The sequence below is a fragment of the Providencia sp. PROV188 genome, from assembly GCF_027595165.1.
Lineage (GTDB): Bacteria > Pseudomonadota > Gammaproteobacteria > Enterobacterales > Enterobacteriaceae > Providencia > Providencia lanzhouensis.
This window is the reverse complement of sequence record NZ_CP097291.1, coordinates 726,754-752,338: the sequence shown is the minus strand read 5'-3', so window position 1 is coordinate 752,338 and position 25,585 is coordinate 726,754. Positions and strand designations below refer to the sequence as shown.

Genomic DNA, 25,585 nt, shown 5'->3' with positions numbered 1-25,585 from the left:
CTAAAATGAAAAATGCCAGTGGATTTATCATCTACTGGCATTTTTTTAGGAATTTACAATATATTATGCGTGCTTATGATGCTGACTTGATGGTGTGATAAGTCTGTCACATAGCGCAGCAACCACTAACACAACCACCGATGGTAATAACCACGCTAAATCTTGCTGATATAATGGAATAGACGTCATCCAGTCTGGGATATAAGTCTTCAAGTTATCAGAGGCTTTCACTGCACCAATCAAACCGACCACAAAGCTTGTTAACATCGTTGGAGCAATCACGATGGTTGGGTTTCGCCACCACTTCAACGTAAAGCTCATTAAAATCAAAACGATACAAGGTGGATAAATCGAAACCAATACCGGCAATGAGAACGCAATCAGCTTACTCAGTCCTAGGTTTGAAATCACCATAGAAAACAAGCCTAAAATCAATACCAATTTACGGTAAGAGATTGGCACATAGCGGCTGAAGAACTCAGCACATGCGCAGGTTAGCCCTACAGCAGTTACCATACAGGCAACAAAAATCAACACCGCTAAGAAGAAGCTACCGTAGTTACCGAACGTGTATTGAACATATTCGTGAAGAATATCAGCGCCATCAGCTGGATTTGGAATCAATGATCCACTATTTTCGCCCAGTTTAAACAACGATAAATAGACCAGAGTTAATAATACCCCAGCAATTAAACCTGCCCACATGGTATAGCGAGTTAATAATGATGAGTTTTCAATACCGCGGGAACGGGCCGCATTCACAATGACAATACCAAAAACCATGGCACCTAATGTGTCCATCGTTAAATAGCCATTAATAAAGCCATTGGAAAATGCCATATTTTGGTATTCAGGGGTTGCCAGAATCGGTTCTCCAGCAGGCCACATAACCGCAGCAACGCCTAAAATTGCCAGTGCCAACATTTTGACTGGTGCCAAAATGTGCCCAACGCTATCTAGCAATTTACCTGGGTATAACGAAATACCGATTACCAGTACAAAATAGATGGCACTATAAATCAGCAGTGATATTTCCGATTCACCGCCCAGCAATGGTGCAATACCCACTTTATAAGAAACGGTTGCCGTTCTTGGGGTCGCAAAAAGAGGCCCCACCGATAGATATGCAACGATAGCTAATAGCAGACCGGCAGTTTTACCAATTGGCGTGCTGAGCGCTTCAATACCGCCCCCCACTTTCGCCAATGCAACGACGGTAAGAACAGGAAGACCGACACCTGTGACTAAGAAGCCAAGTGCCGCAGTCCAAACTTGTTCACCGGCTTGTAAACCGACCATTGGCGGGAAAATAATATTTCCAGCCCCAACAAACAGCGCAAAGGTCATAAAACCTAATGCGAGGATATCTCTGGATGATAAACGATGAGCCATATTATGTTAATTTTTAGTAAATTATGAAATAAAAATAGGTCACTTCATCCGTAACCTATTGGAACATATATGACGAAATAGAGTTCTGATCAACATTACATTAACAATACAAAATGCATGTCTTGGTTAGCTTTGCAATACTAAACATCAAAAAACAGTAAAAATCGCCAATAACTGGCGACAAGTAAAACTTTTATAGGGAAAAAAGGCAAGAGCAAACCCGAAAACAAGAACAATGCACCAAACTAAATTTAAGAACCAGTGATTACTGTCAGTAAAATTGCAATATCCCGTATATATTCAGGCTAAAAAATCATCAATAAAACATTTTTTAACCATACTGAAGAAATATTCACAGAATAAGATGAAGAAAATTGCAGGATAAAATTGAAAATATAACGTAGGTGTTAGAAATAGTACCAATATAGGGTGAAACACAAAACAAAAAACCTTGCTAATATGATGATTTAATTAGCAAGGTTTCAGTTTTTCGATTATTTCGCGCTTAATGTATTCACTTTCTTGTCTGACACAATAAACACTGGCGGTAATGTGAATGAAAACTCACTGCCCTTACCAACCTGACTGGTTACTGAGAGCTGGCTACTATGATGCTGAATCGCATGCTTAACAATCGCTAAGCCCAATCCTGTTCCGCCGCCACCTTGCCTTGAACGCGCTTTATCCACACGATAAAAACGCTCTGTTAAGCGAGGAAGGTGCTCGGCTGGAATTCCCGGACCATTGTCACTCACACTAAACTGGGCACCATTACTGGTTCGCTGCCATTTCACCTTAATTTTCGTACCATCTGGCGTATGGTTTATGGCGTTATACACTAAGTTAGCAACCGCGCTTCGTAGCTGCTCTTCATTTCCATGAACTCGAAGTTTTTCATCAATACTGAATTCAAACTCGTGCCGCCCTTGGCTTAAGCTAATCGCTTCTTGTTCAATCATCTTGAGAATGACCGGCATATTAATCTGTTCGTCTAGATTAATTTGAGGGGCAACCTCTATACGGGATAATTGCAGCAATTGCTTCACTAGGTTATCCATTCGATGAGTCTGTTCTTGCATCACCGACAACGCTTTTTTATTCATCGGTGAAGTGCCTTCTTGGTCATCCATAACTTCAAGATAGCCTTGGATAACGGTCAATGGCGTACGTAACTCATGGCTCACGTTAGCAAAAAAGTCTCTACGTGCTTTTTCTAGACGGCGTTTTTCAGTCACATCTCGAGCCACCATCAAAAGCTGATCACTCGCATATGGTAAGATCCGAAACTCAACAATTTCGCCACTATTAAGCTCAATCGTCAGTGCTTGGTCATAGTTTTTCACGGTGAAATAACGACTAAAATCAGGATAACGTAGCAAGTTAAAAATATGCTGTCCGTTATCCTCAGGCCAGCGAAAGCCTAGAAGCTGTTGAGCGTGGCGGTTACACCAGAAAATATTGCCTTCGGTGGTCATAATTACCACCGCATCAGGCAAGGATTCAGCTCCGCTGCGAAAGCGCTTAATCAACTGACCTAATTCACGGCGACGCTTACGGTTGCGCTGCTGCATCTGATAGATGCCATAAAATATCGGCTCCCATCCCCCCTTGCCATCCGGCGGCAGCATACTTCTATCCAACCAGAGCCAATCTGAAAGTTTTAGCAGGTTATATCCGTGCCAAATGAGTGCTGCGAGCAGTGAAATCACTAATAGCCACGGAAGATGCCCAATAAAAACAGACAGTATCAATGCGGGTAAAATAAATAAAAACAGCCCCCAAATCAGCTGTTTTAAGGATAAGCGTTCAAGCACCCATGTTTCTCCCTAATGGTTTCTCAATAGCGAACAGAGAAGCGGTAGCCAGTACCACGAACCGTTTGCACCATCTTATCATGCCCATCTAACTCTAACGCTTTTCTTAAACGACGAATATGCACATCCACCGTTCTGTCTTCCACATACACGTTTGCGCCCCAAACATAGTTGAGTAACTGTTCGCGGCTATATACTCGCTCTGGATGGGTCATAAAGAAGTGAAGTAACTTGTATTCGGTAGGCCCCATATCAATGGGAATTTCTTTGCTGGTAACGCGATGAGAAGTAGGATCAAGAACTAACCCGTTCATCTCAATAATGTCTTCTGTCGCCATTGGAGAGATACGTCGTAAAATGGCTTTAACTCGAGCTATCAATTCTTTTGGTGAAAATGGTTTGATTAAATAATCATCCGCCCCCACTTCTAATCCTTTCACGCGATCTTCTTCTTCGCCCCTTGCAGTTAGCATCATCACGGGGACATCACGCGTGGCGCTATCACGCTTCATATGTTTAATGACTTGGATACCGGAACCACCGGGGATCATCCAGTCCAACAACACTAAATCAGGAAGTGGATCAACCAATTGCGCTATTGCAGAATCATAATCATCAGCCTCTGTGGGCTGAAAACCATTCTGTTCCAATACAAAACAAACCATTTCTCGGATGGGCGCTTCATCTTCAACGACTAGAATGCGTCTTGCCATGATTGTTCCTGTAAATAAGAAGAGATTTTTAATGTGACCGCATTATGCGTCAGTTTTGTGACAGAATTATGAATATCTCAACCCACAATCAAGATCTATCATTAGATTAACAGTTTAATGTCATGTAAGTGAAATATTAACACCACATCTGGCTATCATTGCGAAGCGCTTCGCAACTCTCTTATTTTTACTGTTTAATTTGCCATACCTTTGCTTTCACTGAACCTATATACAGTATACTGTGACACAGCAAACCAAATGGTTTGAATATTAGTATAAAGCATCAGAATATTAATATAGTAAAAGCGTCATAATTACAGGAACCGCTAGCTCATGCGCATCATCCACACTTCAGACTGGCATTTAGGTCAGTATTTTTTCACTAAAAACCGAACTGCTGAACACCAACACTTTTTGCGTTGGTTAATAGAACAAGTCAAACAGTACCAAGTGGATGCCCTGATTGTGGCTGGTGATGTCTTTGATACTGGCGCTCCGCCAAGTTATGCGCGCGAACTCTACAACCAGTTTATTGTTGATTTGCAAAAAACAGGCTGCCAATTAGTTATTTTGAGCGGTAACCATGATTCTGTCTCTGTTTTGAATGAATCCAGCGCGTTATTACGTTATTTAAATACTCACGTCATCACATCAAACAGCGAGTCCCCAGTCATCACATTGAAAGATAAACAAGGGAACCCTAATGGGCTGGTGTGTGCGATCCCCTTTTTACGACCACGAGATATCCAAGTCAGCATTGCAGGGCAAAGCAGTGAAGAGAAACAACTTTCATTACAAAATGCCATTCATGAACACTACCAAAGCTGTTACCAAAAAGCCGTTGAGCAACGTACTGAACTGAACTTAGATATCCCGATTATTGCCACGGGGCATTTGACCGTTGTTGGTGCAGAGCTGACAGACTCCGTGCGTGAGATTTATATTGGCACATTGGATGCTTTTCCTTCCGGCGCATTCCCACCTGCGGATTATATTGCACTAGGGCACATCCATCGCCCTCAACTGATTGGTGGGCAAGCACATATTCGCTACAGTGGTTCTCCGATTGCACTTAGCTTTGATGAATCACAACAACAAAAAAGTGTCTGTTTAGTGGAATTTAATCAGCACCAATTTGCCAATGTTACTTTACTACCAATACCCGTTTTTCAGCCACTATTGAGTTTAAAAGGCTCTTTGAAAGAACTACAAAAACAATTAATGGCCTTACCTGTCAAAGAAAATGAGCTCCCTATTTGGTTAGATATTGAAGTCGCCACTCAAGATTATCTAGGAGATATCCAACAACGTATTGAAGCTCTTACTCAAGAACTCCCTGTTGAAGTTGTTCGCCTACGCCGAGCGCGGCAGGCGCAGACTGGTCAAAACCTCACTCCACAGAATGAAACATTAAATGAACTGACCGCCGAGGAAGTCTTTACTCGACGACTTACAGAAGAGTCATTGGAAGACAAAGCGTTAGAACAGCGTTTATTGCAGCTGTTCAAGCAATCCTACGCCAACTTGCGCAATGAACAGGGGGAATAACTGTGAAAATCTTAAGCTTACGCCTGAAAAACATTAACTCCCTAAAAGGTGAATGGAAGATTGATTTCACAGAAGAGCCTTTTGCCAGCAATGGGTTATTTGCCATCACAGGCGCAACTGGCGCGGGAAAAACCACGTTATTGGATGCCATCTGCCTTGCACTGTACCACCAAACTCCACGGTTAGGCGCGATATCAAAAAGCAAAAATGAGTTAATGACCCGCCACACGAGTGAATGTTTAGCTGAAGTGGAATTTGAAGTTAAAGGCGTCGCTTATCGCGCATTTTGGAGCCAACGCAGGGCAAACAATAAACCCAATGGTAACCTGCAAGACGCAAAAGCTGAGCTAGCAACCGTCGCTGATGGGCAAATCATTGCAGAAAAAATCAGTGAAGTGCGTGAAAAAATTGTGCAAATCACCGGGCTAGATTTTGGGCGTTTCACTAAATCCATTTTGCTCTCTCAAGGGGATTTTGCCGCCTTTTTAAATGCGACCGAAAAAGAGCGAGCCGATTTACTGGAAGAAATCACTGGCACCGAAATTTACAGCCAGATTTCGGTGTATATTTTTAACCAACATAAACAAGCTAAAACCGATCTCGATATTCTGCGGGCGCAAGCCGGTAGCATTAACTTACTCACTGAAGCTGAACATCAAGAACTCGTTGAAAAACAGCAACAATATTCAGCGCAAGAACAGCAACTGAATCAGAATAAAAACCGCCATCAACAAGCGCTAACATGGCACCAGCAACATCAACAATTGGTACAAAATACCCAGCGATTACAGATTGCACAGCAGCAAGCTCTACAACAATATCAAGCCGCCGAACCCCGCTTACATAAGCTGGCACAAAGCGCCCCAGCAGAAGCCTTACGCCCAGATTGGTTGGCAGTACAAAGCTTGCAAACTCAACTCGATGAACAGACCCAAAAACAGCAGCGCACCACATTACTTTTAGAAACCGCTCAAAAGCAGCGCTTACCATTGGTCGCCCAATACACTCACGCTCAGTCGGAGCAAAATCAATATAAAGATTGGGTACAAAAAACCACGGCGATGATTGATAACGAAGTGCGACCACTCGACAATTTGCTTACGCAGCTTAACCAGCAAAAAGTCCAATTGGACCTGCAATTAAATCAACTAAATGGAGAATATTTACAGAAAAAATCGAGTGTAGAAAATATTCAGCAGAAAATTCTTCATGCCAATAATGAGTTGAATAAAACCCAGTTATTTCTGCAAGAACACCAAAATGACGCCCAGATTGTCGCGCAACTCGGAAGCTGGCAACAGCAAGGGAAATTTATTTATGAACTCACAGAACGCCTAACCCAAAATCAGCAAAAGCAGAAAGCTATCCACCAAGAATGGCAAACCCTACAACAGGTTCAGCAGCAAAAAGCCAAAGAGTCTCAACAGGCTCAAAGCCATTTAGAAGAGCAGCATTCTCGCTTTAATCAGCTCGAAAAGCAGTTTCAGGAATATAAAGAAAAGCACAATATCGAGGAAATTAAAGCAGCAATTTCACAGCAGCAAGAACCTTTGCAGCATGCGAAAATACTACCTGTTTTACTGACTCAACATGAGGAAAAACAGCTACAGTTACAGTCACAAACGCAGTTGCAAAACCAACTTAGCGAATCTATCAACCAATTGTCGCAACAGATTACCATTACGCAAGATAGACTGACTCAGCTCCAGCCGCAACGGCAAATTTTGGAGCAAAAACTTCAGCTAGAACAAAAGATTGTCAGCTTAGAACATGAACGCCAACAGCTCATTAAAGGGACTCCATGCCCTCTTTGTGGCTCATTGGACCACCCTGCTTTAGCATCATATCAAGCCGTTATACCCAATGAGACTCAGCAACAACTGGCTATGCTGGTCACTCAAATTGAAACTGAAAAACAAAAATTTACTGAGCTGCAAGCCTTATTGCAAGCAGACAAGCGCCACCAGCAAGATAACGAATTGGCTCAAAAACAGCTACAAGAGCAGTTCAACAACCTGAATCGTCAATGGCTGAAAGCATGTGAGCAAGCACTTACACCTGAACTAGCCAAAAACGCATCTGCAGTAGAACAATTTCTCATTGAATTACAAGAAAAGCTTACCGCTCAGCAAACCATCATCAATGAATTTGCACAATTAGAGCGTCAGTACCAAGATGCTAAAAACCAATATTATGAACAGCAAACCCAAGCTAAACAGCTGTTTTCTGAGTTATCTCTCCTTGATGAGAAACTTAAGCATCACTCCCAGCAATTAGAAGAAAACCAAGCTGAGCAGCAATCTCTGCAACAACGCTTAGAACAACAAGTACAGCAGCTTACGGCCTCGCTGGCGCCATTTAATCTCATTCTTCCAAGCCAAGCACAATTTAATACTTGGCTACAAGAGATTGAGCAACGCGGGCAATATTATGAAGCACAAAAAAACACCTTTCTGCAAATCACCAAAAATATTGACGTTGATACGGCTACGCTTGCAGCTGAAACAGCTAATGCTCAGCAATTAACTCAGCAACTTTCTGCTCAACAGCAGCAATTAGAGCAATTAAATCAGCAAATTGAACAAAAAAATATGCAACGCCAGAATCTGTTAGATGGTCAAACAGTTGCTGTTTTTGTCCAAAAAATGCAAGAAAAACAAGCTCAATACACACATCAAGTTGATTCACTTTCAGAGAAAATTAGCGAAATAGATAAAAATATTGCTGTACTCAACGGAAGTGCCCAAGAACTTGATCACCAATTGAAGCAACTAAGCCAACGACAGTTAGCCGCTCACACTCAGTTTGTTGCTGCACTCAGTAGCAGCCCTTTCGATACTCAAGAGCAGTTCCTTAATGCCTTACTGCCGACTGAAGAGAAAATTGAGCTGGAGCAGCTTAAACAGCGAGTCACTCAACAGCGGCTGGAGGCGGAAACTCGCTACCAAGAAAGCCAGTCAGCCATAGCAAATCATGAGCAACAGCGTTTAGTGGAATTCACTGAGTTCTCTGTGGAAAAAATTCAGCAAGCTCTCGAACAACTAGAGAGCCAAATCAAGATATTGAACCAGCAACAAGGGCAAATCATTAACCAGCTTGAGCGTGATCAGCAGCAACGTCACCAGCAGCGTGAGTTATTGAATAAAATTGAACAGAGCCAATTAAGCTACGATGATTGGAGTTATCTCAATACCTTAATCGGCTCCGCCGAAGGGGATAAATTCCGTCGCTATGCTCAAGGGCTAACTCTAGACTGTTTAGTCTCGCTCGCTAACCAACAACTCGATAAATTACATGGTCGTTATTTGCTACAGCGTAGCCATTTAGCCAACCTCGAGTTGCAGGTTATTGATGGTTGGCAAGGGGATAGCATTCGCGATACGAAGACCCTTTCAGGGGGGGAAAGTTTCTTAGTCAGTCTCGCCCTAGCCCTTGCACTCTCTGACATGGTGAGCCATCGAACACAATTAGAGTCACTCTTTTTAGATGAAGGTTTCGGTACGCTAGACGCTGAAACTTTAGACATCGCCCTAGATGCATTAGAGAGCCTAAATGCATCAGGAAAAACCATTGGTGTGATTAGCCATGTAGAAGCGATGAAAGAACGAATTCCTGTACAAATTGCAGTGAAAAAAACTAACGGACTCGGCTTTAGTGAACTTCCAAGTCACTATCGTGTTAGTTAATACAATAGGCTAGAAATAAAGATAACCAAATGAATTTATTTAATTTTTATAACAACATGCAAAAATTTGAACATTAAGGTTAAATTTTTTTTCTATGATTTGGTTGGGATACCTTTATAGTTGTTCACATCGAAACAATTTACTTCGAAACAAGTTACGGCTTCTGAGGTTGTTCAATAAATTGCCGTGCTCTAAACAAAAGCAAGGGGACACACATGTCTAACGCATTTATCGAAATGATTAAAAATCGTCGCACTATCTATAACTTAGGCGATTCATTACCAATCTCGGAAGAGAAAGTGGCTGGGCTTATCAAAGAAGCGGTTAAGCACTCCCCATCAGCATTTAACTCACAAACGTCACGTATTGTGGTGCTATTTGGTGCAGAACATAAAAAACTGTGGAATATCACCAAAGAAGCGTTACGCGCTATCGTACCAGAAGCAGCATTTGCGGGAACTGAGCAAAAAATTAATAGCTTTGCAGCAGGTGCCGGTACCGTTCTTTTCTTTGAAGATAAAAATGTCGTCACTGGTTTACAAGAGCAATTTCCACTCTATGCAGATAACTTCCCTATCTGGTCAGAACAAGCGAGCGGCATGGCACAGCTGGCAGTATGGACAACATTATCTCAGGAAAATGTGGGCGCATCATTACAGCACTACAACCCATTAATTGACAATCAAGTTCAACAAGAGTGGGATATCCCAGCAAATTGGATCTTACGCGCTCAAATGGTATTTGGTTCAATTGAACAACCTGCTGGTGATAAAGACTTTATGGACGACGACGTTCGTTTCAAAGTATTCAAATAATTCATCACTGATCGTTATTATCTTTATTGCCTCTGCAAATATTTGCAGAGGCTTTATTTTATTTATTCACCCAAACCATTATATATTTATTTATATAATACATTTGAATTTCATTAAATTATTAACAATATAAAACCCTCAACTATCACAAATTATCCAAATAGAAAAACACCCTCGGAATATTAATCAAAATCAATCACACTTATTCAAAAATAATATTTCATTTTTATATATTGGTCGCAATTTTATAAAAAATAGCATTTTTAATCACTTACATGAAACTGAAAAACAACCTTAATTTGATTGACATCAATATGTTATATCCTCAGGGTAATAGTATTTACTTATAGACTAAACTTTTATTTTTGCATTATCGGCATTTGAACTACACTAAAAATAAGAGCACAGAAGCAGTATTGGATGGTGGTCAGTGTTATTAAGGGGGTGGACTATGAAACGTTTATCTTTATTAACTACTGTAGTGGCAATCTTCATTTCGAGTTGTTCTTTTGCAAGTAATATCAACCCATCTTCAGGAGGTACAGTTTCATTTGGTGGTTATATCTATGAGCCTCAGTGTGAAGTCAATATCGTGAATCAAACCCATGCAAATGTGGATTGTTATCGTAATGGTAAAACAGTCACTGCATCAGGTTCATTGAAAAATGGTAAAAAAATCGAATCCGAGTATGTCAAAGTTGAATATGACAAACACAGTAAATTACCTATGTTAAACGTGACTTATGAATAAGTTAATTGAAGATCTAATAAGCATAATATTTCGGGGAGCTGCCATTTACTCTTAAGTTTAAACTCCCCGAACTTTATTTCTATATTAATCCGCTTTTGTTATCACATAGCCAGTCAGCTATTTTTCTGTTCTTCTATGCACCTTTCCGCCATGATGCTTTCCATAATCTTTTTTTCATACGAATGTCATCGAACATACATTTCTATGAAAAAAAGCCTGACATAAGTGACAGGCTTTCGGTTATCAATATTTTATGACTGCTATTACTTAGCGGTTAAATCAACTTGGTAAATAGCAAAACCGATATCGTCAGTACCCACTTTTTTCATTGGATATTGAGCATGTTGCTGAATAAACTCGGCAGCCTTTTCACTTGGTGAAGTTTCAAAGCGTACATCGAGTTTTTTATCGGTTTTAATTGGCGTGAAGGACCAGTTATTATCCGCCTTCGAAACCACTTCGCCTTTTTCTTTAGACACTTTAGCGATATAAGCCGCTAAAATTGCACGGTTTTCATCTGGTGAAGCAAATGCAATATGCGCATCACCAGTACCTGCAAATTTACCGCCGTAACCACGATAGTTATTAGTCGCGATTAAGAATGCCGCTTTAGGATCGATTGGTTTGCCTTGGTAAGTCACATTTTTGATACGATTCGCATCTTTATTGACCACTTGGCAGTCAGTGTCATATTTAGCTGGCTGAGTTAGGTCAATCTGGTAATTCACACCGCTAATGGTGTCAAAGTTATAGGTTCTAAAACCATCCCAGTTGATCAGACTTTGTGGCTTAGTTGATTGAGCATCGATTTGGTTGAACATGCCCGCAGAGCACTCTAACCATTCAACCACATCCGCACCTGTTGCTTTTACTACCACTAAGGTATTTGGATAGAGATATAAGTCCGCCGCATTACGGAAAGTTAAATCCCCTTTCTCCACTTCAACAAACTCAGAAGGCGCATTTTTACGTCCACCGGCTTTGAATGGTGCCGCTGCGGCCAATACTGGTAAATCAGCTAAATCTGGGTCGCCTTGGATAAAGTTACGGGTGTAATCCATCTGAGCATCATTCACAATCTGAACCGTTGGATCGCTTTGAACTAATGCCAAGTAGCTGTACATGTTTTCAGAGGCTTTACCAATCAGTTTACCCACGAAATCGCGGGTACCTTGATGCTGCTCTTGGATGATTTTCACGAGTGATTCATCGCGCTCAACCAGTGCTTTCTTATTGGCTTTATCATAAACAGGGCGGGCATGGGCTTGAGCTTCAACCACTTTCCAATCGCCGCTGTCATTGTTAACCACCAAATCAACCACGCCTAAATGATCACCCCACTGTCCTGGCATAACTGCTGGAATGCCGTTGACTGTGCCTTTGGCAACATCGACACCTTTAATATCAGCAAATTCTTTACTTGGGAACACACCGTGAGAGTGACCAAACATGATAGCGTTAATGCCCTGCACTTCGCTGAGATAGTACACAGAGTTTTCTGCCATCGCTTTGTATGGCTCTTGTGAGAATCCTGAATGAGGAATTGCCACAATCAGGTCAGCGCCCTCTTTCTTCATTTGCGGCACAAACTTTTTAGCAGTTTCAGTGATGTCATTCACCTTCACTTTGCCTTCTAAGTTTGGTTTATCCCAAATCATGATTTGTGGCGGAACAAAACCGATATAACCAACTTTAATAGTGTGCGTTTTGCCATCACGGTCTTTTACTGGAGTATCAACAATGATGTATGGTTTGAAGTAGTTTTCACCGGTTTTAGCATCAACGATATTGGCATTGACGTAAGGGAATTTCGCGCCTGCAATAGCTTGTTTCAGGTAATCTAAACCAAAGTTGAATTCGTGGTTACCAAAGTTACCGACGGTGTAGCCCATGGTGTTCATTAAGCTATGAGCAGGATGAGATTCTCCCTCTTTTAAGCCTTTGTTCGCCATATAGTCAGCCAGTGGGCTGCCTTGGATTAAATCCCCGTTATCCACGAGGATAGCGTTGGTGGCTTCATTTTTCGCGGCTTTGATTAATGTCGCAGTACGTACTAGGCCAAATTGTTCAGTAGATTTGTCTTTGTAGTAGTCGAAGTCAATGAGGTTGCTGTGTACATCGGATGTTTCCATGACACGCAAGTCAACCGTGGCAGCGTTGGCGTTAAATGCCACCAGCAGTGCCAAAGATGAAAGTTTTAGAGCCTTTTTCACGTTAAATCCCCTTTGTTGCCTTTTGAGAGAATGCCTCTCATAAAGTCCAGATTCATTTCATGGTTATTGGTCAAAAACCCAACCATACCCGAAATTGAGCCTGTCACTGTGTGTTGGATATCAAGTTTTAATGATAATGACTGCAAACAGTAACCATTTTTTGTGACTAAATCACGGTTTTAGTCCATTTATGAATCCCGACTTTTATATAGCTCACAAAAATAGATTTATCCGATAAAAATCACCGCTATTATTTGAGTTATCGATAAAACCCGCTATTCCCCGAATAACTCACCGACACTCACTTTATCAGTAGTCAAACCCACCAGCTCATTTTCACTTTTGCCCTTCTTTTGCTTTTGCCTTGCTTTTATCTTTTGTCTTTTTTAACTCTAGAACATGCTCTAAATAATTCGCGTTGTGGCAAGGCGGCAAGTGAAACTAGTCCCTAGGAGCATACATTAGTATGTGACTAGGGCTAGTAAGCGTAGCCAACGCAGCTACGGCGTGAAGTATGACGAGCAAGGCGGCAAGAGAGGCTAATCCCTAGGAGCATGCATTAGTATGTGACTAGGGTTAGCGAGCGTAGCCAACGCAGCTACGGCGTGAAGTATGACGAGCATTAACCCTCAGAGCAGAGCCAGGCCGCCCCCCGCACCCCACTCGAATCCCCATGCTCCGCCTTCCTGATTGGCGTATCAAACTCCCTACCAAACACCCATTGACGAATTTTTTCTGGCAAATTTTCATAGAGCTCATCGACGTTGCTCATTCCGCCCCCTAACACTATGACGTCTGGATCTAGCATGTTGACGGCTTGTGCTAACGCTTTTGCTAGACGATTTTGGTAATGTTCAAAGGCTTTTATCGCGTGTTTATTGCCGTTTCGCGCCAATTGAATAATTTCAGTGCCTGTTTTGGATTCTCCGGCCAGTTTTTTGTAATCCGCCATAAATCCCGTACCGGAGACAAATTGCTCTGTACAGCCACTCAGCCCGCAATAACATTTTTCGTCAGCCAGAAATAGTCGGTCTTGGTCATCTTGCCATGGCAAAGGGTTGTGTCCCCATTCGCCTGCGACGCCATTTCCACCAGAATGAACTTGCCCATTAATGGCGATCCCTGCGCCACAGCCCGTTCCGATGATAACCGCAAATACCACTTTAGCGCCTGCCCCTGCACCATCTACGGCTTCTGAAACAGCAAGGCAATTAGCATCATTGGCCATTTTCACTGGGCGACCTAAACATTGAGCAAGGTCTTTATCGAATGGTTGTCCGTTTAGCCACGTAGAATTGGCATTTTTCACTTTTCCCGTCACTGGAGAAAGTGTTCCAGGGATCCCTAAACCCACACTTCCAACTTGACCCGTTGCCGCTTCCGCCTCATCAACTAAATGCTTAATTGCATCGAGAGTGCCTTGATAATCACCTCGTGGCGTTGGCATACGCTGACGAAATAGAATATTGCCACCATCATCCAGCGCGACCACTTCAATTTTTGTACCGCCTAAATCAATCCCTATTCTCATAATGGCACTCACTTATTATCTATTTTTCATTTAATTGCCTGCTTACATTATTAGACGACCTTTATAGAAAGTAAAACACCGCAAAATGGCGGGCATTTTTTTTCGCTTAATAACGGACAATTCGCTATCATGTCCGCCTTGCTAAACATGTTTTTAATGACAAAGGTAGGTTTTTCATGTGGTTCAAGAATATATTGGTCTATCGCCTGAATCGGGATTTGGCACTCTCCGCGGATGATCTGGAAAGACAACTTGCGCCGCTAGCTTATACCCCTTGTGGAAGCCAAGACATGATGAAAACGGGCTGGGTGCCACCAATGCGTGGCGCAGATGCACTCACCCATGCTGCAAATAACCAAATTCTTATTTGTGCCAAAAAAGAAGATAAGATGCTGCCATCCCCCGTGATCAAGCAAGCATTACAAGAGAAAATTGAAAAATTAGAAGCGGACCAAGGTCGCCAACTGAAAAAAACTGAAAAAGCCTCGCTCAAAGACGAAGTGGTTCATGACTTACTTCCGCGCGCATTCAGTAAATTCAGCAAAACCTACATTTGGATTGATACCGTTAATCAGCTAATTATTGTTGATGCCGCTAGTGCTAAGCGTGCCGAAGATAATTTAGCGTTATTACGTAAAAGCTTAGGCTCGCTTCCTGTTGTTCCCCTGACCTTTAAAGACCCAATTGAGTTAACCCTGACTGAATGGGTGCGTTCTGGTGCATTACCTCAAGGTTTTGCCGCTATGGATGAAGCGGAATTAAAAGCGATTTTAGAAGAAGGCGGGATCATCCGTTGTAAGAAACAAGACCTAATTTCTGACGAAATTGCCACCCATATTGAAGCTGGCAAATTAGTCACTAAATTATCGTTAGATTGGGAAGAGCGCGTTCAGTTTATGCTATCTGATGATGGCTCTCTGAAGAAACTGAAATTCAGTGAAAAACTAAAAGAACAAAATGACGATATTCCTAGAGAAGATTTTGCTCAGAAATTTGATGCTGATTATATTCTGATGACAGGCGAACTCAGCGCCTTAATCGCTCGCCTAATTGATGTTCTGGGCGGTGAAGCCGAACATTAATATTATTTAGCTTTTTATCCTGACTTCACGATGGCAACGGGCATTTACGCAAGTTGCCATTTTCTTTTTAGACCCCGCTTGCATAGCCACAATTAAGTCATTGACTGCCTCCTCGATCTCTGGTTGATTAAATTACATCCATGTAACAAATCAGTAGCAATTTTGATTATTCAATAATAACAACACAAGCAGCTTCCTCGTGAAGCTTTGGTCAATATTCGAGCGAAGGAATGGTTATGATAGAGTTCATCGAGCCAGAAGTGGATGAAAATTCCGTTGTCTCCTTGCAGAAGGTAACAGCTGAAAACTTTTCGGAAATCTGTTTGCTGAGCCATACACTCAGTGAAGCACAGCGTAGCATGGTGGCAGATAATGCCTATTCCATGGTTGAGGCGCAATTCTCTGACTGTGCTTGGTATCGAGGCATTTATGCGGATGATATCCCTGTAGGATTCATTATGCTGCATTCTGGGCTAGATGATGATGAGCTTGAATACGATGGCATTATGCTATGGCGATTTATGATAGCCGAGCCTTACCAAAAATTAGGATTTGGTCGTGAGGCGTTAATTCAAGTGATCCGTTACTTGAAAAAGAAAGGTTACCCACGGCTGTATAATAGTTGCGGTGAAGGAGAAGAGAGCCCATTTGAGTTTTATCAGAAACTTGGCTTTATTCCGACAGGTGGCTATATCGATGATGAGTGCGAGCTTGTGCTGGATATTGCGAGCTGGCAGGATGAGTAACCGAACTATCACCTATAACAATCAGTTGTAATTTCACGACTGATAGGTAGCTTTAATATTTTAGGGTATCACTGAAATACGCTAAATAGTTTGTGCTATCGCAAGACGGCAAATGCGTTAGACCCTAGGAGCATACACAAGTATGTGACTAGGGCTAACGAATGAAGCCAACACCGCGACAGTGCAAAATATGACTAATACCAATACGCTAAATAGTTTGTGCTGTCGCAAGGCGGTAAATGCGTTAGACCCTAGGAGCATACACAAGTATGTGACTAGGGCTAACGAATGAAGCCAACACCGCGACAGTGCAAAATATGACTAATACCAATACGCTAAATAGTTTGTGCTGTCGCTAGGCGGCAAATGCATTAGACCCTAGGAGCATACACAAGTATGTGACTAGGGCTAACGAATGAAGCCAACACCGCGACAGTGCAAAATATGACGCGTATTTGTTATTTTTGGATAAGATAACGAATAGTCGGCCCATCTTGCTGAATATCCAACACCTTATAACCATAATTTTTTGCATCTAAAGGGATATTATTGATAGATTGTGGGCAATCACTTACCACTTCTAATATCTCTCCAGGTTTTAACGATGGCATCGCTTCTAACGTCGCAACCGCAGGGTATGGACAAGGTTCGCCCACCATATCTAATCGATAATCCGGTACTATTTCTTTATGGCTCATGCGGCCTCCATGGAAGTATTCGCCAATTTTTGGGCACGTTTACGGAAGAAATATTTTTCCCATACCAGCATCAAAATAAATGCAATGGCTAATAAAGCGTATGTAACGAGCAAGCCGCCTTCCGGACCAAATGTCTCTAGCAAGTTCACTTTGTCAAAGTCTGTAGCCAACCATGGGCCTAAATCATCCCAGTAATACGCTAAGATAGTCGCACCGATAATGTTACCGAAACCAACCCACCAGTAATGAACTTGACCTTCAACGGCACGGTACATCCAGCCAGTTTCACAACCACCCGCTAAGACAATACCAAACCCGAATAGTAATCCACCAATCACAGCATTTGGACCAGCCCACATAATCTTAGGTGTCGCGCCCAATTGCACATAACTGAAAATACCAATCGCACTGACCGCCATACCAATGATAATCGCTTTCGCCATATGAGTACGACCAGTGATCCATAAATCACGAAACGCGGAGGTAAAACAGATTTGAGCACGTTCAATCAGCAAACCAAAACCAATCCCACATAAGATAGCAAAGCCCATGACTGGTGCATCTAGCAGTGTATAAAAGCCCCACGCAAGTGCGACAGCAAAAATAGCCATGCCTAATTTAAAGCGTTTTTTAGCTGTATTCGGATTTTGAGTTAATGGCGATGCTGTTGAGACTTTTTTCAATTTTACCGCAATACGGAACATTGGCAGCAGGGTGAATTTGGCACCAAAGTAAGAGCCGACGGCAGTCGCTACAGCAAAGAACCAAGCGTGTAACGAGAATTGTGGAATACCCGTAAAGAATGCCGCTAAGTTACATCCCATGGCTAGACGAGCGCCGAATCCAGCAATGATCCCACCGAGGATGGCTTGAAAAATTCGAACCCGATGCTGCGGCATGCGAATTTTGACATTATTTGCCCAAAGTGCCGCGGCAAAACAGCCAGCAAACATACCGATAATCATCACGCCATCAATTCGATCAAGTGGCGAACCTTGAAAACCAATAACTTTGAAATAGCCCCATTCTTCTGGATGCGCACCAAATAGCTGCATGATATGCCCGCCCCAGCGAGTAAATTCACCGGTTACAGCCCAAAAAGTGCCTGTTAAACCAAAATAATAAGTCGATAAGATACCTGCCGCAATCACCGCAGGTAACGGTTTCCAAAAACCGATGAGATAGTGAGATTTAAACTCAGACCAAGTCATTTTTACTTCCAGAATGTTTCAAGCCAGTACCTGGCAAAGAATTTCGCTGTTGTATGATGTGTTGCTACATGATGTATTGCTACATGATGTATAGCTAAATGCCCCACAGCGAAGAGGTGCACATCATACTCTGATACTTTTTATCATTAAATAATAAATTATGAATACTCTCAGAAAGATTGATTTAACCACATGCTTAATCACACCGCATATCACCGATTCTTCACATAAATTCTGAGGGTACAGTTGATGCTTGAAAGATAAATAAACATGCATAAAAAAAACGCCATCTTAATGATGGCGCATGGAAGTATAGTCTTATCTTATTTATAGAGGAGTATAATATGAAATATTTTTATTACATCATTTTGCTGTGTGTCGTCTAAAGTCAGCCCATTTGACTTCAGTAATAACATCCGAACTTACATCTAACAACTGAACATCGTACACTCGAGTATGATTGATTATATTTATTTTTAATATAAAGCCTAATCAAACAGCGACTAGTACTTTATTTATTCCCTAGCATTAGTAAATTGAAAAATAAAAAACTCGAGATGAAAAGTTATTAAAAAGTATTTCTAAATGTTATTGGCTGCATTATAGCGCTCATGAAATGTTGCGCAAGTGTTTTTTTATTTTATTTAAGAAGCATTAGCAAGAAGTCAAAAAAACAATAAATAACAATACATTGAACCCAAAAAACACTAATAAACGTGTCAGCTTTGCATTTATAACAGTAATTACATATTTATATTTCATTGTTCAAGTACATTTAAAATAATTTTATTAATAACACTTATATTAATAAAATTATCCAGCTTATTTACTCGCTTTTTTTATCATTTCAATTAGAGTTAAATGTATTAATAATTTTTATTATTCTCTTTTTTTGTCTGAACTTCATCTAACGGGTTAGCCCTGTTGTTATTTTGAACGATGATATCGCCTTTATTCATGATTATTCTAACAATCAGTAAGTTCCATGGTAATTCACACAAAACACTCTAAAATCGATACTCTTAATTTGGGTATTCAGAGAAATTACTCTGTATGTGAATAATCCCGCACAATATGGATGGTTTATTTTCAATTAACCTTATCAAGCCTTTTTTAAACGTGGTTTTATGTGAGCAGAATTTAAAATTACTCTAACTTAAATAAAATTAGAAGAAATTCCGAATAAAATTAAACCATTTGTTTGCGAAACTATAAAGAGAGAGCATTTTTTTATCAGAAATGTTGCAAGAATATGCAAAAGATATGATGGATGAAAATTGATAGGCATAAAAAAATGCGTTTTATCTCAAAGCATCAACGTGAGAATGACATCCGCGATGCAAAGATAAAACGCATTACTACGTAAAACAACTTAGCTATTTAGCATTAGCCGCTGTTGCTTCCATACCGACTAAACCAATCTTGAGATACCCCGATTGACGCAATGCATTCATTACATCCATCATCGTTTCATAATCCACACTTTTGTCCGCTTGGAAGAAAATTGTGGTTTCTTTATTGGTGTTTGTGGCTTGATCAAGAGTTGAACCTAACTGCTCTTTACTAACCGCTTGCTCGCCGATAAACAGCTGACTATCTGATTTCACAGTTAAGAATACTGGCTTTTCTGGTCGAGGCTGAGGCTTCGCAGTGGAAGCAGGTAAGTCGACTTTAATATCAACGGTAGCCAGTGGCGCTGCAACCATAAAGATAATCAGCAGAACCAACATAACATCGATAAACGGTGTTACGTTGATTTCATGCATTTCACCGCTATCGTCTTGTTCGTCACCTAAACGCATTGCCATAATAATTACCTTGCTTTGCTGTTTGCCAGATCGAGGTCACGCCCCAGTAACAACGCTGCTTGTGCAGCAACATCACCCACTTGACCACGATAGTTGTTGATCATACGAGCAAAAATATTATAGATAACCACCGCAGGAATCGCGGCAATAAGACCGATTGCCGTTGCCAGCAGCGCTTCTGCAATCCCTGGAGCAACAACCGCTAAGTTTGTGGTTTGTGAGTGAGCAATACCTATGAAGCTATTCATGATCCCCCACACTGTGCCAAATAGACCGACAAATGGAGAAATCGCTCCAATTGTTGCTAAATAGCCATTTCCACGCCCCATATAACGGCTGATTGCAGCAACCGCTCTTTCTAAACGGAAACCTGTACGGTCTTTAATACCCGCAAGATCTTGACTGTTTGCCGAAAGCGCTCTTTCCGTTGTCGCTTCAGCTAATAACATGCGCGTAATGCTACCTGCTTTAAACCCTTCCGCGATAGATACCGCTTCATCAAGAGATTTTACTTCTGCAATTGCTTTTGCTTCATCTTTTAAACGACGACGTGCAATTAAAATCTCACTTCCTTTGGATAAGAATAGCGCCCATGTAATCACGGATGCGAGTAACAGACCAATCATCACCGTTTTTACAACAACATCTGCGTTTTGGTACATACCCCAAACCGATAAATCCTGATCAAAACCGCCACCGTGAGCTTCAGTCGCAATCTCAACATTTTCAGTCACTACCGTATTTGTCACGACAGATTCCGGTGTTGCTGCTGGAGTTGTCGTTGCTTGAGTTGCAGTCACTTCCGTTGTGGAAGGAGTATTTGCAGGAGCGGCTGTTGAACCTTGGTTAGCTACTGGTGTAGTAGGTGTGACAGCGGGTGTTGTTTCTGCGGATGCCGTGCCCATTAAGCCGATCGCCAATAGAATAGAAGCTGTTAATTTACGCATCAGTTGGCCTTTACTCTCTTATTTTGTGTTGTATAAAAAAATTTATATCGATGATTGTGCCATTCATCGACTAACCATTAAAAGCGAAATTTGATTCACGCATTCATCTCTTTTCGTCAAGATGTCAGATAATATCAAACACACCACGAATTGATAGTAATTATCATTAGTATTCGCAATTTTTTGTCGCTTATCAACATAACCCTTCGAGAGACGACTCGATTTGCTGCTTGATAATGAAGAAAATTCAGCTAACCACTTTTGTTCTTGCTCTGGTAGACCAAAATCATTTAACGTCAGGTGATAACTTGGCCAATCATTTGATTTTCTATTGGTAAATAAGGGATAACTCAATGGCAAACATAAGACCAGAAACCCAGCTCGTGCATCTTGGTAGAAACCCTAAATTCACTCAAAAAGGGGTAAACCCTGTCATTCAACGTACCTCTTCCGTGATTTTTGATTCGGTAGAAGATAAAAAGCATGCTGTACGCAATCGCGCAAATGGCGTATTAATGTATGGTCGCCGAGGTACACAGACCCATTTTGCTTTCCAAGAAGCGATGACCGAATTGGAATGTGGTGCTGGCTGTGTTCTTTACCCTTCAGGTGCAGCAGCGATCACCAATGCCATTATGTCATTTATCAGCGCGGGGGATCATATTCTGGTCACGGGGTCAGCCTATGACCCGACACAAAACTTCTGCGACAAAATCCTCACTAATTTGAATGTTGAAACGAATTATTTCGACCCATTAACTGGCGCAAAAATTGCCGATTTAATCCGTCCAAATACCAAAATTGTTTTTTTGGAATCGCCAGGTTCTATCACTATGGAAGTCCATGACCTTCCTGCTATTGTAAAAGCCATTCGTCAAAAATCCCCAGAAATCATTATCATGCTCGATAATACATGGGCTGCGGGTGTCTTACTTAAACCTCTTTTATTTGATGTAGATATCTCTATTCAATCCGCGACAAAGTACATTAATGGTCATTCAGATGGCATGTTAGGGGTCGCTGTTGCCAACCAGCGCTGCATCGAAACTTTGCGAGAAAATTCATATTTATTGGGGCAAACTGCCGATCCTGATACTGTTTACATGGCTGGTAGAGGTCTTCACACCTTACCAACCCGCCTCAAGCAGCATGAAGCGAACAGTTTAGCCGTCGCAAACTGGTTAGTAGAGCATCCCGCTGTGGCACATGTTTTTCATCCTGCACTTCCAGGCCACCCTGGGCATGAATTCTTTAAACGGGATTTTAGTGGCTGCAACGGGTTGTTTTCATTTCAATTAAATTCGCGGTTATCCCCTAAACAGTTCAGCGATTTTCTCGACCACTTTAGCCATTTTAAAATGGGGTATTCATGGGGCGGGTTTGAATCACTGATTCTTGGTTATCAAACCGAAGATTTACTCAGTATGCGCCAATACAATTATCAACCGGATAGTGGGTCGTTTTTCCGTCTGCATGTCGGCTTAGAACACCCGCAAGATCTCATTGATGATTTACAACGTGCTTTCGCGCGCATTTAAACATCAACATTCTGTCCTTAATTATTAGGCAGTTAATCACTACCTTTTAGATAATTACCCAAACAAATCAAACTAGGCTGAAATTTTTCCTGTAATATAGAGCCCAATGATTCGCTTTATGCAGATACAGGAACGATTATGGAAGTCATACGCGAAATCGTACTGGCACTTTGGCAACACGATTTTATGAAGCTCGCCAACCCAGAAGTTCTCTGGGTAATTTACACCGTACTCTTTGTGGTGATTGTATTAGAAAATGGCGTGCTCCCCGCCGCATTTTTACCAGGTGATACCCTTTTACTGCTTTCTGGTGCATTGATTGCCAAAGGTGTTTTGCACTTTGTCCCCACAATCTTGCTGCTAGCGACGGCTGCGAGTTTAGGCTGCTGGCTTGGATTTGTTCAAGGGCGTTGGTTAAGCGAAACGAAGATAGTTAAACGCTGGCTTTCTCAACTCCCTGAGGAATATCATAAAAAAGCCAATGATATGTTTAACCGACAAGGTTTGTATGCATTATTGATCGGACGCTTTCTGGCATTCGTGAGAACGCTACTGCCATTGTTAGCGGGATTATCCGATTTAAGCCACCGCCGTTTCCAATTATTCAACTGGCTTAGCGGGTTATTGTGGGTCGGTATTATTGTGACTTTGGGCTATGCCGTTAACCAAATTCCTTTCGTTAAAGAGCATGAACAAGTCGTGATCACCGCACTGATGATCATCCCTGTTGTGCTGTTGGTCAGTGGTTTGATTGGCTCCATTATCGTCTACTGGAAGCACCGTAAAGCTTTGAAAGGCAGCAAAGAAAGCTAAATTGCACGCCTAAATCATCTCACGCGACCAACACAAGTTTCAGTGTTTGGTCGCCGCTACAAAACCATATCTACCTCTCAATATGCGCTCACTTCGTACTAATAAATAACTCAATAAACGCGCTTAATTTCCCTGGAGACACTATGCACAACACAGCAATACCTACGAATGAACACACGCTTAACGTTCATCTTGTAAACTCATTTACTCGAAATAACACAGGCGGAAATCCTGCCGGAGTCGTGCTCAATCCCCCGAAACTCAGTGATGCACAAAAAATTACGATTGCTCGCCAAGTGGGATTTTCCGAAACGGCGTTTGTCTATTCCGGAGAAAGTGCGGGTGAAGAAACGGATTTTAAAGTGGATTTTTTCACCCCTGAAAGTGAAGTCGACTTTTGTGGACATGCAACATTGGCTGTCTTTTTTACCCTATTTTCACTGAATCAATTAGCCGCTGGCACCTACTCCCAAAAAACCAAAGCAGGTATTTTAAATGTTACGGTCAGTGCTGATGGGGTCACTATGCAACAAACACTCCCCGCTACTCGCCAAGGGCCTGATGTGAATACCGTCGCTGCCGCATTAGGTATCCCAGCTGAGACAATCACAGAAACAGGTTTACCTATTGAAATTATCTCCACTGGATTACCTGATATTTTAGTCCCCGTGCAATCCAATCAATTGGATAATTTAAAACCTAATTATGATGCTATCGCGCAGCTGAGCCGTGAATTTGACTCGATTGGTTTTCATGTTTTTGAGTTAAACCAGTCGCCTTCTTTTACTGCTCATTGCCGAAATTTTGCTCCGCTCTACGGAATTAATGAAGAGTCCGCAACCGGTAGCGCCAGTGGTGCTCTTGGCTGCTATCTTGTGAAACATGTCTTCCCCACAGAAACCCATTTTCTGTTAGAGCAAGGGCGAGCAATGGGGTGTTCCTCGCAAATTCAAGTGGAAATCTCTCATCAAGATCAGGCTATCAGCCGAGTTTATGTGGGTGGACAAGCCGCAACAATGGGTGTCCAAACCGTCCATTTTTAATCTCTTAACACACCTAAAACAAAAAAGTCGCGGCATATTCTGTCGCGACTTTGATATCAATAATGGATTGCTAACTTACGCTGTTATTGCTTCGCCAATAAGAAACTAATGGCGGAAAACAGATACTGCCCAATTTCTGGCGTCATCCATGTTCCTTGAGAAATAACCGGATCTTCGCGATAAATCGTGCGGATTTTTTCCTGTAATAGCGGATCGCCCCCAGTAAATTGGTTAAACATGGTTAACCACATTCCCGCCAATTTCTGCACATTCGGCGAATCTGGGGCATCCCCCGCTTTCAAAGCATTATAAATTCCTGAAATAAATTCAGGCCATACCTTGCCTGACTCAAAGTAATGTTGACTAACAACAGCAAATTGCTCAGCGGTTAAATGGGGTTTAAAACGTGATAGTTGGTACTCACTAAAGCCCCGAGCTACAAAGTCAATGATCGCTTCGGTGATCCCTGTCGAGAACATTAGCTCGTTGTCGGTTAAGTGAATTTGATTTAAACGCGCAAAGAAATCAGGGTTTCCGCCCGTATCTCTTTCCAAGGCAGTCATCCACTCAACACCAACCGCTTGTACTTCAGCTGATTTCGGTGATTCACCTTTTTCCATTAACGATTTTACTGTGGCGACCCGCTGTTGCCACTCTTGATTTTTCAATGTGTTCGCCGTGTATAGTGGCAATTGCTCAAGCTCTTGAGGGGTAAAATATTTATCAAACATCGACATCATCTCCAATAATGAAAACCAATCAGCCTGAGTGGGGTTATCTCCCTGTTGCATTTGCTGCTGTAACCGCTCGAGACGTGAACGCAGTTTTTCAATCTGCTTCATCTGCTCGGTTAACAGACTAATACGCTCTTGCAGCAAAAGAGAGATATCGCCACTGTGACCATTAAGTAACTCACCGATGTCTTTCAGTTTGACTCCCACCTGACGCAGCATCTGAATTTGCGTCAAACGTTCAATACATTGCATATTATAGAGTCGATAACCTGCATCGGTTCTGGCAGTCGGCAGTAATAAACCAATCTCTTCATAATGATGAAGGGTACGAATGGTTAATCCTGTTTTCTCTGCAATCTCACCCACTTGAAATAGCATCTTAGCCTCCTGTCCTGAAATGCAGGTTAGTGCCTCACGTTACGTGAGGGTCAATCACTATTGTGCACTATTTTTCATTTATATTAATTTATTCCACTTTTTCGCTCCCCATAAAAAAACCCCA

At 41.8% G+C, this 25,585-nt stretch carries 19 protein-coding genes; 9 read left to right on the top strand and 10 right to left on the bottom strand.

The features are described from left to right. Positions 1 to 63: 63 nt before the first annotated feature. From brnQ to phoB, 3 genes are all read right to left on the bottom strand, one after another. On the bottom strand, positions 64 to 1,392 hold the full coding sequence (gene brnQ / locus M5X66_RS03270; RefSeq protein WP_036953807.1) for a branched-chain amino acid transport system II carrier protein: 1,329 nt from the start codon (positions 1,390 to 1,392) through the stop codon (positions 64 to 66). A 494-nt stretch (positions 1,393 to 1,886) separates the two neighbouring features. Then, on the bottom strand, positions 1,887 to 3,206 hold the full coding sequence (phoR, locus tag M5X66_RS03265) for a phosphate regulon sensor histidine kinase PhoR (RefSeq protein ID WP_036953805.1): 1,320 nt from the start codon (positions 3,204 to 3,206) through the stop codon (positions 1,887 to 1,889). Between the two features lie 23 nt (positions 3,207 to 3,229). After that, positions 3,230 to 3,919, bottom strand: coding sequence for a phosphate regulon transcriptional regulator PhoB (phoB, locus tag M5X66_RS03260; RefSeq protein ID WP_036953802.1), 690 nt, complete (start codon positions 3,917 to 3,919; stop codon positions 3,230 to 3,232). A 333-nt stretch (positions 3,920 to 4,252) separates the two neighbouring features. Between phoB and sbcD the strand changes: the two genes are divergently transcribed. From sbcD to M5X66_RS03240, 4 genes are all read left to right on the top strand, one after another. Beyond that, positions 4,253 to 5,467: an exonuclease subunit SbcD gene (sbcD, locus tag M5X66_RS03255; RefSeq protein WP_154633902.1), complete on the top strand. Its 1,215-nt coding sequence runs from the start codon at positions 4,253 to 4,255 to the stop codon at positions 5,465 to 5,467. Positions 5,468 to 5,469: 2 nt separating this feature from the next. Next, entirely contained in the window at positions 5,470 to 9,153 is a 3,684-nt protein-coding gene (locus tag M5X66_RS03250; protein WP_270103874.1) for an SbcC/MukB-like Walker B domain-containing protein, read from the top strand. A 215-nt stretch (positions 9,154 to 9,368) separates the two neighbouring features. Next, positions 9,369 to 9,968 carry a nitroreductase family protein gene (locus tag M5X66_RS03245; RefSeq protein WP_036953792.1) on the top strand — a complete coding sequence of 200 codons (600 nt, stop codon included), beginning with the start codon at positions 9,369 to 9,371 and terminating at the stop codon, positions 9,966 to 9,968. 451 nt (positions 9,969 to 10,419) lie between these two features. Then, the gene (locus M5X66_RS03240; RefSeq protein WP_154637598.1) at positions 10,420 to 10,719 is read left to right on the top strand and encodes a type 1 fimbrial protein; all 300 of its coding nucleotides are present in this window, start codon (positions 10,420 to 10,422) and stop codon (positions 10,717 to 10,719) included. A 263-nt stretch (positions 10,720 to 10,982) separates the two neighbouring features. Here the strand turns inward: M5X66_RS03240 and M5X66_RS03235 are convergent, their stop codons facing one another. Both M5X66_RS03235 and mak read right to left on the bottom strand, forming a co-directional pair. Beyond that, on the bottom strand, positions 10,983 to 12,932 hold the full coding sequence (locus M5X66_RS03235; protein WP_270103873.1) for a bifunctional 2',3'-cyclic-nucleotide 2'-phosphodiesterase/3'-nucleotidase: 1,950 nt from the start codon (positions 12,930 to 12,932) through the stop codon (positions 10,983 to 10,985). 622 nt (positions 12,933 to 13,554) lie between these two features. Next, positions 13,555 to 14,463, bottom strand: coding sequence for a fructokinase (mak, locus tag M5X66_RS03230; RefSeq protein WP_036953784.1), 909 nt, complete (start codon positions 14,461 to 14,463; stop codon positions 13,555 to 13,557). Between the two features lie 176 nt (positions 14,464 to 14,639). Between mak and rdgC the strand changes: the two genes are divergently transcribed. Both rdgC and M5X66_RS03220 read left to right on the top strand, forming a co-directional pair. Continuing rightward, positions 14,640 to 15,545, top strand: coding sequence for a recombination-associated protein RdgC (gene rdgC, locus M5X66_RS03225; RefSeq protein ID WP_036953781.1), 906 nt, complete (start codon positions 14,640 to 14,642; stop codon positions 15,543 to 15,545). A gap of 236 nt (positions 15,546 to 15,781) precedes the next feature. Continuing rightward, the gene (locus M5X66_RS03220) at positions 15,782 to 16,291 is read left to right on the top strand and encodes a GNAT family N-acetyltransferase (RefSeq protein WP_108479236.1); all 510 of its coding nucleotides are present in this window, start codon (positions 15,782 to 15,784) and stop codon (positions 16,289 to 16,291) included. 458 nt (positions 16,292 to 16,749) lie between these two features. Here the strand turns inward: M5X66_RS03220 and yedF are convergent, their stop codons facing one another. The 4 genes from yedF to exbB all read right to left on the bottom strand — a co-directional run bounded on the left by yedF (position 16,750) and on the right by exbB (position 20,955). Beyond that, positions 16,750 to 16,989, bottom strand: coding sequence for a sulfurtransferase-like selenium metabolism protein YedF (gene yedF, locus M5X66_RS03215; RefSeq protein WP_006657165.1), 240 nt, complete (start codon positions 16,987 to 16,989; stop codon positions 16,750 to 16,752). After that, positions 16,986 to 18,200: a selenium metabolism membrane protein YedE/FdhT gene (gene yedE, locus M5X66_RS03210; RefSeq protein ID WP_036950333.1), complete on the bottom strand. Its 1,215-nt coding sequence runs from the start codon at positions 18,198 to 18,200 to the stop codon at positions 16,986 to 16,988. Before yedE ends, yedF begins: the two co-directional genes overlap by 4 nt. A gap of 1,376 nt (positions 18,201 to 19,576) precedes the next feature. Further along, positions 19,577 to 20,008, bottom strand: a complete 432-nt coding sequence (gene exbD, locus M5X66_RS03205) for a TonB system transport protein ExbD (RefSeq protein WP_036950331.1) — start codon at positions 20,006 to 20,008, stop codon at positions 19,577 to 19,579. A gap of 5 nt (positions 20,009 to 20,013) precedes the next feature. Beyond that, positions 20,014 to 20,955, bottom strand: coding sequence for a tonB-system energizer ExbB (exbB, locus tag M5X66_RS03200; RefSeq protein ID WP_036950329.1), 942 nt, complete (start codon positions 20,953 to 20,955; stop codon positions 20,014 to 20,016). A 353-nt stretch (positions 20,956 to 21,308) separates the two neighbouring features. On the opposite strand from exbB, the gene metC reads away from it, so the two are divergent. From metC to M5X66_RS03185, 3 genes are all read left to right on the top strand, one after another. Next, the gene (gene metC, locus M5X66_RS03195; RefSeq protein ID WP_036950327.1) at positions 21,309 to 22,493 is read left to right on the top strand and encodes a cystathionine beta-lyase; all 1,185 of its coding nucleotides are present in this window, start codon (positions 21,309 to 21,311) and stop codon (positions 22,491 to 22,493) included. A gap of 138 nt (positions 22,494 to 22,631) precedes the next feature. Continuing rightward, on the top strand, positions 22,632 to 23,306 hold the full coding sequence (locus M5X66_RS03190; protein WP_036950325.1) for a DedA family protein: 675 nt from the start codon (positions 22,632 to 22,634) through the stop codon (positions 23,304 to 23,306). A 143-nt stretch (positions 23,307 to 23,449) separates the two neighbouring features. Continuing rightward, complete coding sequence (locus M5X66_RS03185; RefSeq protein ID WP_036950323.1) at positions 23,450 to 24,349, top strand: PhzF family phenazine biosynthesis protein; 900 nt, start codon at positions 23,450 to 23,452, stop codon at positions 24,347 to 24,349. A gap of 83 nt (positions 24,350 to 24,432) precedes the next feature. On the opposite strand, the gene M5X66_RS03180 is transcribed toward M5X66_RS03185, so the two are convergent. Next, positions 24,433 to 25,461: a MerR family transcriptional regulator gene (locus M5X66_RS03180; protein WP_036950320.1), complete on the bottom strand. Its 1,029-nt coding sequence runs from the start codon at positions 25,459 to 25,461 to the stop codon at positions 24,433 to 24,435. Positions 25,462 to 25,585: the final 124 nt, after the last annotated feature.

What these genes read in the sequence shown, in the direction of transcription:
- brnQ (WP_036953807.1), bottom strand. Translation starts at nt 1,392, where the DNA reads ATGGCTCATCGTTTATCATCCAGAGATATCCTCGCATTAGGTTTTATG.
- phoB (WP_036953802.1), bottom strand. Translation starts at nt 3,919, where the DNA reads ATGGCAAGACGCATTCTAGTCGTTGAAGATGAAGCGCCCATCCGAGAA.
- sbcD (WP_154633902.1), top strand. Translation starts at nt 4,253, where the DNA reads ATGCGCATCATCCACACTTCAGACTGGCATTTAGGTCAGTATTTTTTC.
- M5X66_RS03245 (WP_036953792.1), top strand. Translation starts at nt 9,369, where the DNA reads ATGTCTAACGCATTTATCGAAATGATTAAAAATCGTCGCACTATCTAT.
- M5X66_RS03240 (WP_154637598.1), top strand. Translation starts at nt 10,420, where the DNA reads ATGAAACGTTTATCTTTATTAACTACTGTAGTGGCAATCTTCATTTCG.
- mak (WP_036953784.1), bottom strand. Translation starts at nt 14,463, where the DNA reads ATGAGAATAGGGATTGATTTAGGCGGTACAAAAATTGAAGTGGTCGCG.
- rdgC (WP_036953781.1), top strand. Translation starts at nt 14,640, where the DNA reads ATGTGGTTCAAGAATATATTGGTCTATCGCCTGAATCGGGATTTGGCA.
- M5X66_RS03220 (WP_108479236.1), top strand. Translation starts at nt 15,782, where the DNA reads ATGATAGAGTTCATCGAGCCAGAAGTGGATGAAAATTCCGTTGTCTCC.
- yedF (WP_006657165.1), bottom strand. Translation starts at nt 16,989, where the DNA reads ATGAGCCATAAAGAAATAGTACCGGATTATCGATTAGATATGGTGGGC.
- yedE (WP_036950333.1), bottom strand. Translation starts at nt 18,200, where the DNA reads ATGACTTGGTCTGAGTTTAAATCTCACTATCTCATCGGTTTTTGGAAA.
- exbD (WP_036950331.1), bottom strand. Translation starts at nt 20,008, where the DNA reads ATGGCAATGCGTTTAGGTGACGAACAAGACGATAGCGGTGAAATGCAT.
- exbB (WP_036950329.1), bottom strand. Translation starts at nt 20,955, where the DNA reads ATGCGTAAATTAACAGCTTCTATTCTATTGGCGATCGGCTTAATGGGC.
- metC (WP_036950327.1), top strand. Translation starts at nt 21,309, where the DNA reads ATGGCAAACATAAGACCAGAAACCCAGCTCGTGCATCTTGGTAGAAAC.
- M5X66_RS03190 (WP_036950325.1), top strand. Translation starts at nt 22,632, where the DNA reads ATGGAAGTCATACGCGAAATCGTACTGGCACTTTGGCAACACGATTTT.
- M5X66_RS03185 (WP_036950323.1), top strand. Translation starts at nt 23,450, where the DNA reads ATGCACAACACAGCAATACCTACGAATGAACACACGCTTAACGTTCAT.
- M5X66_RS03180 (WP_036950320.1), bottom strand. Translation starts at nt 25,461, where the DNA reads ATGCTATTTCAAGTGGGTGAGATTGCAGAGAAAACAGGATTAACCATT.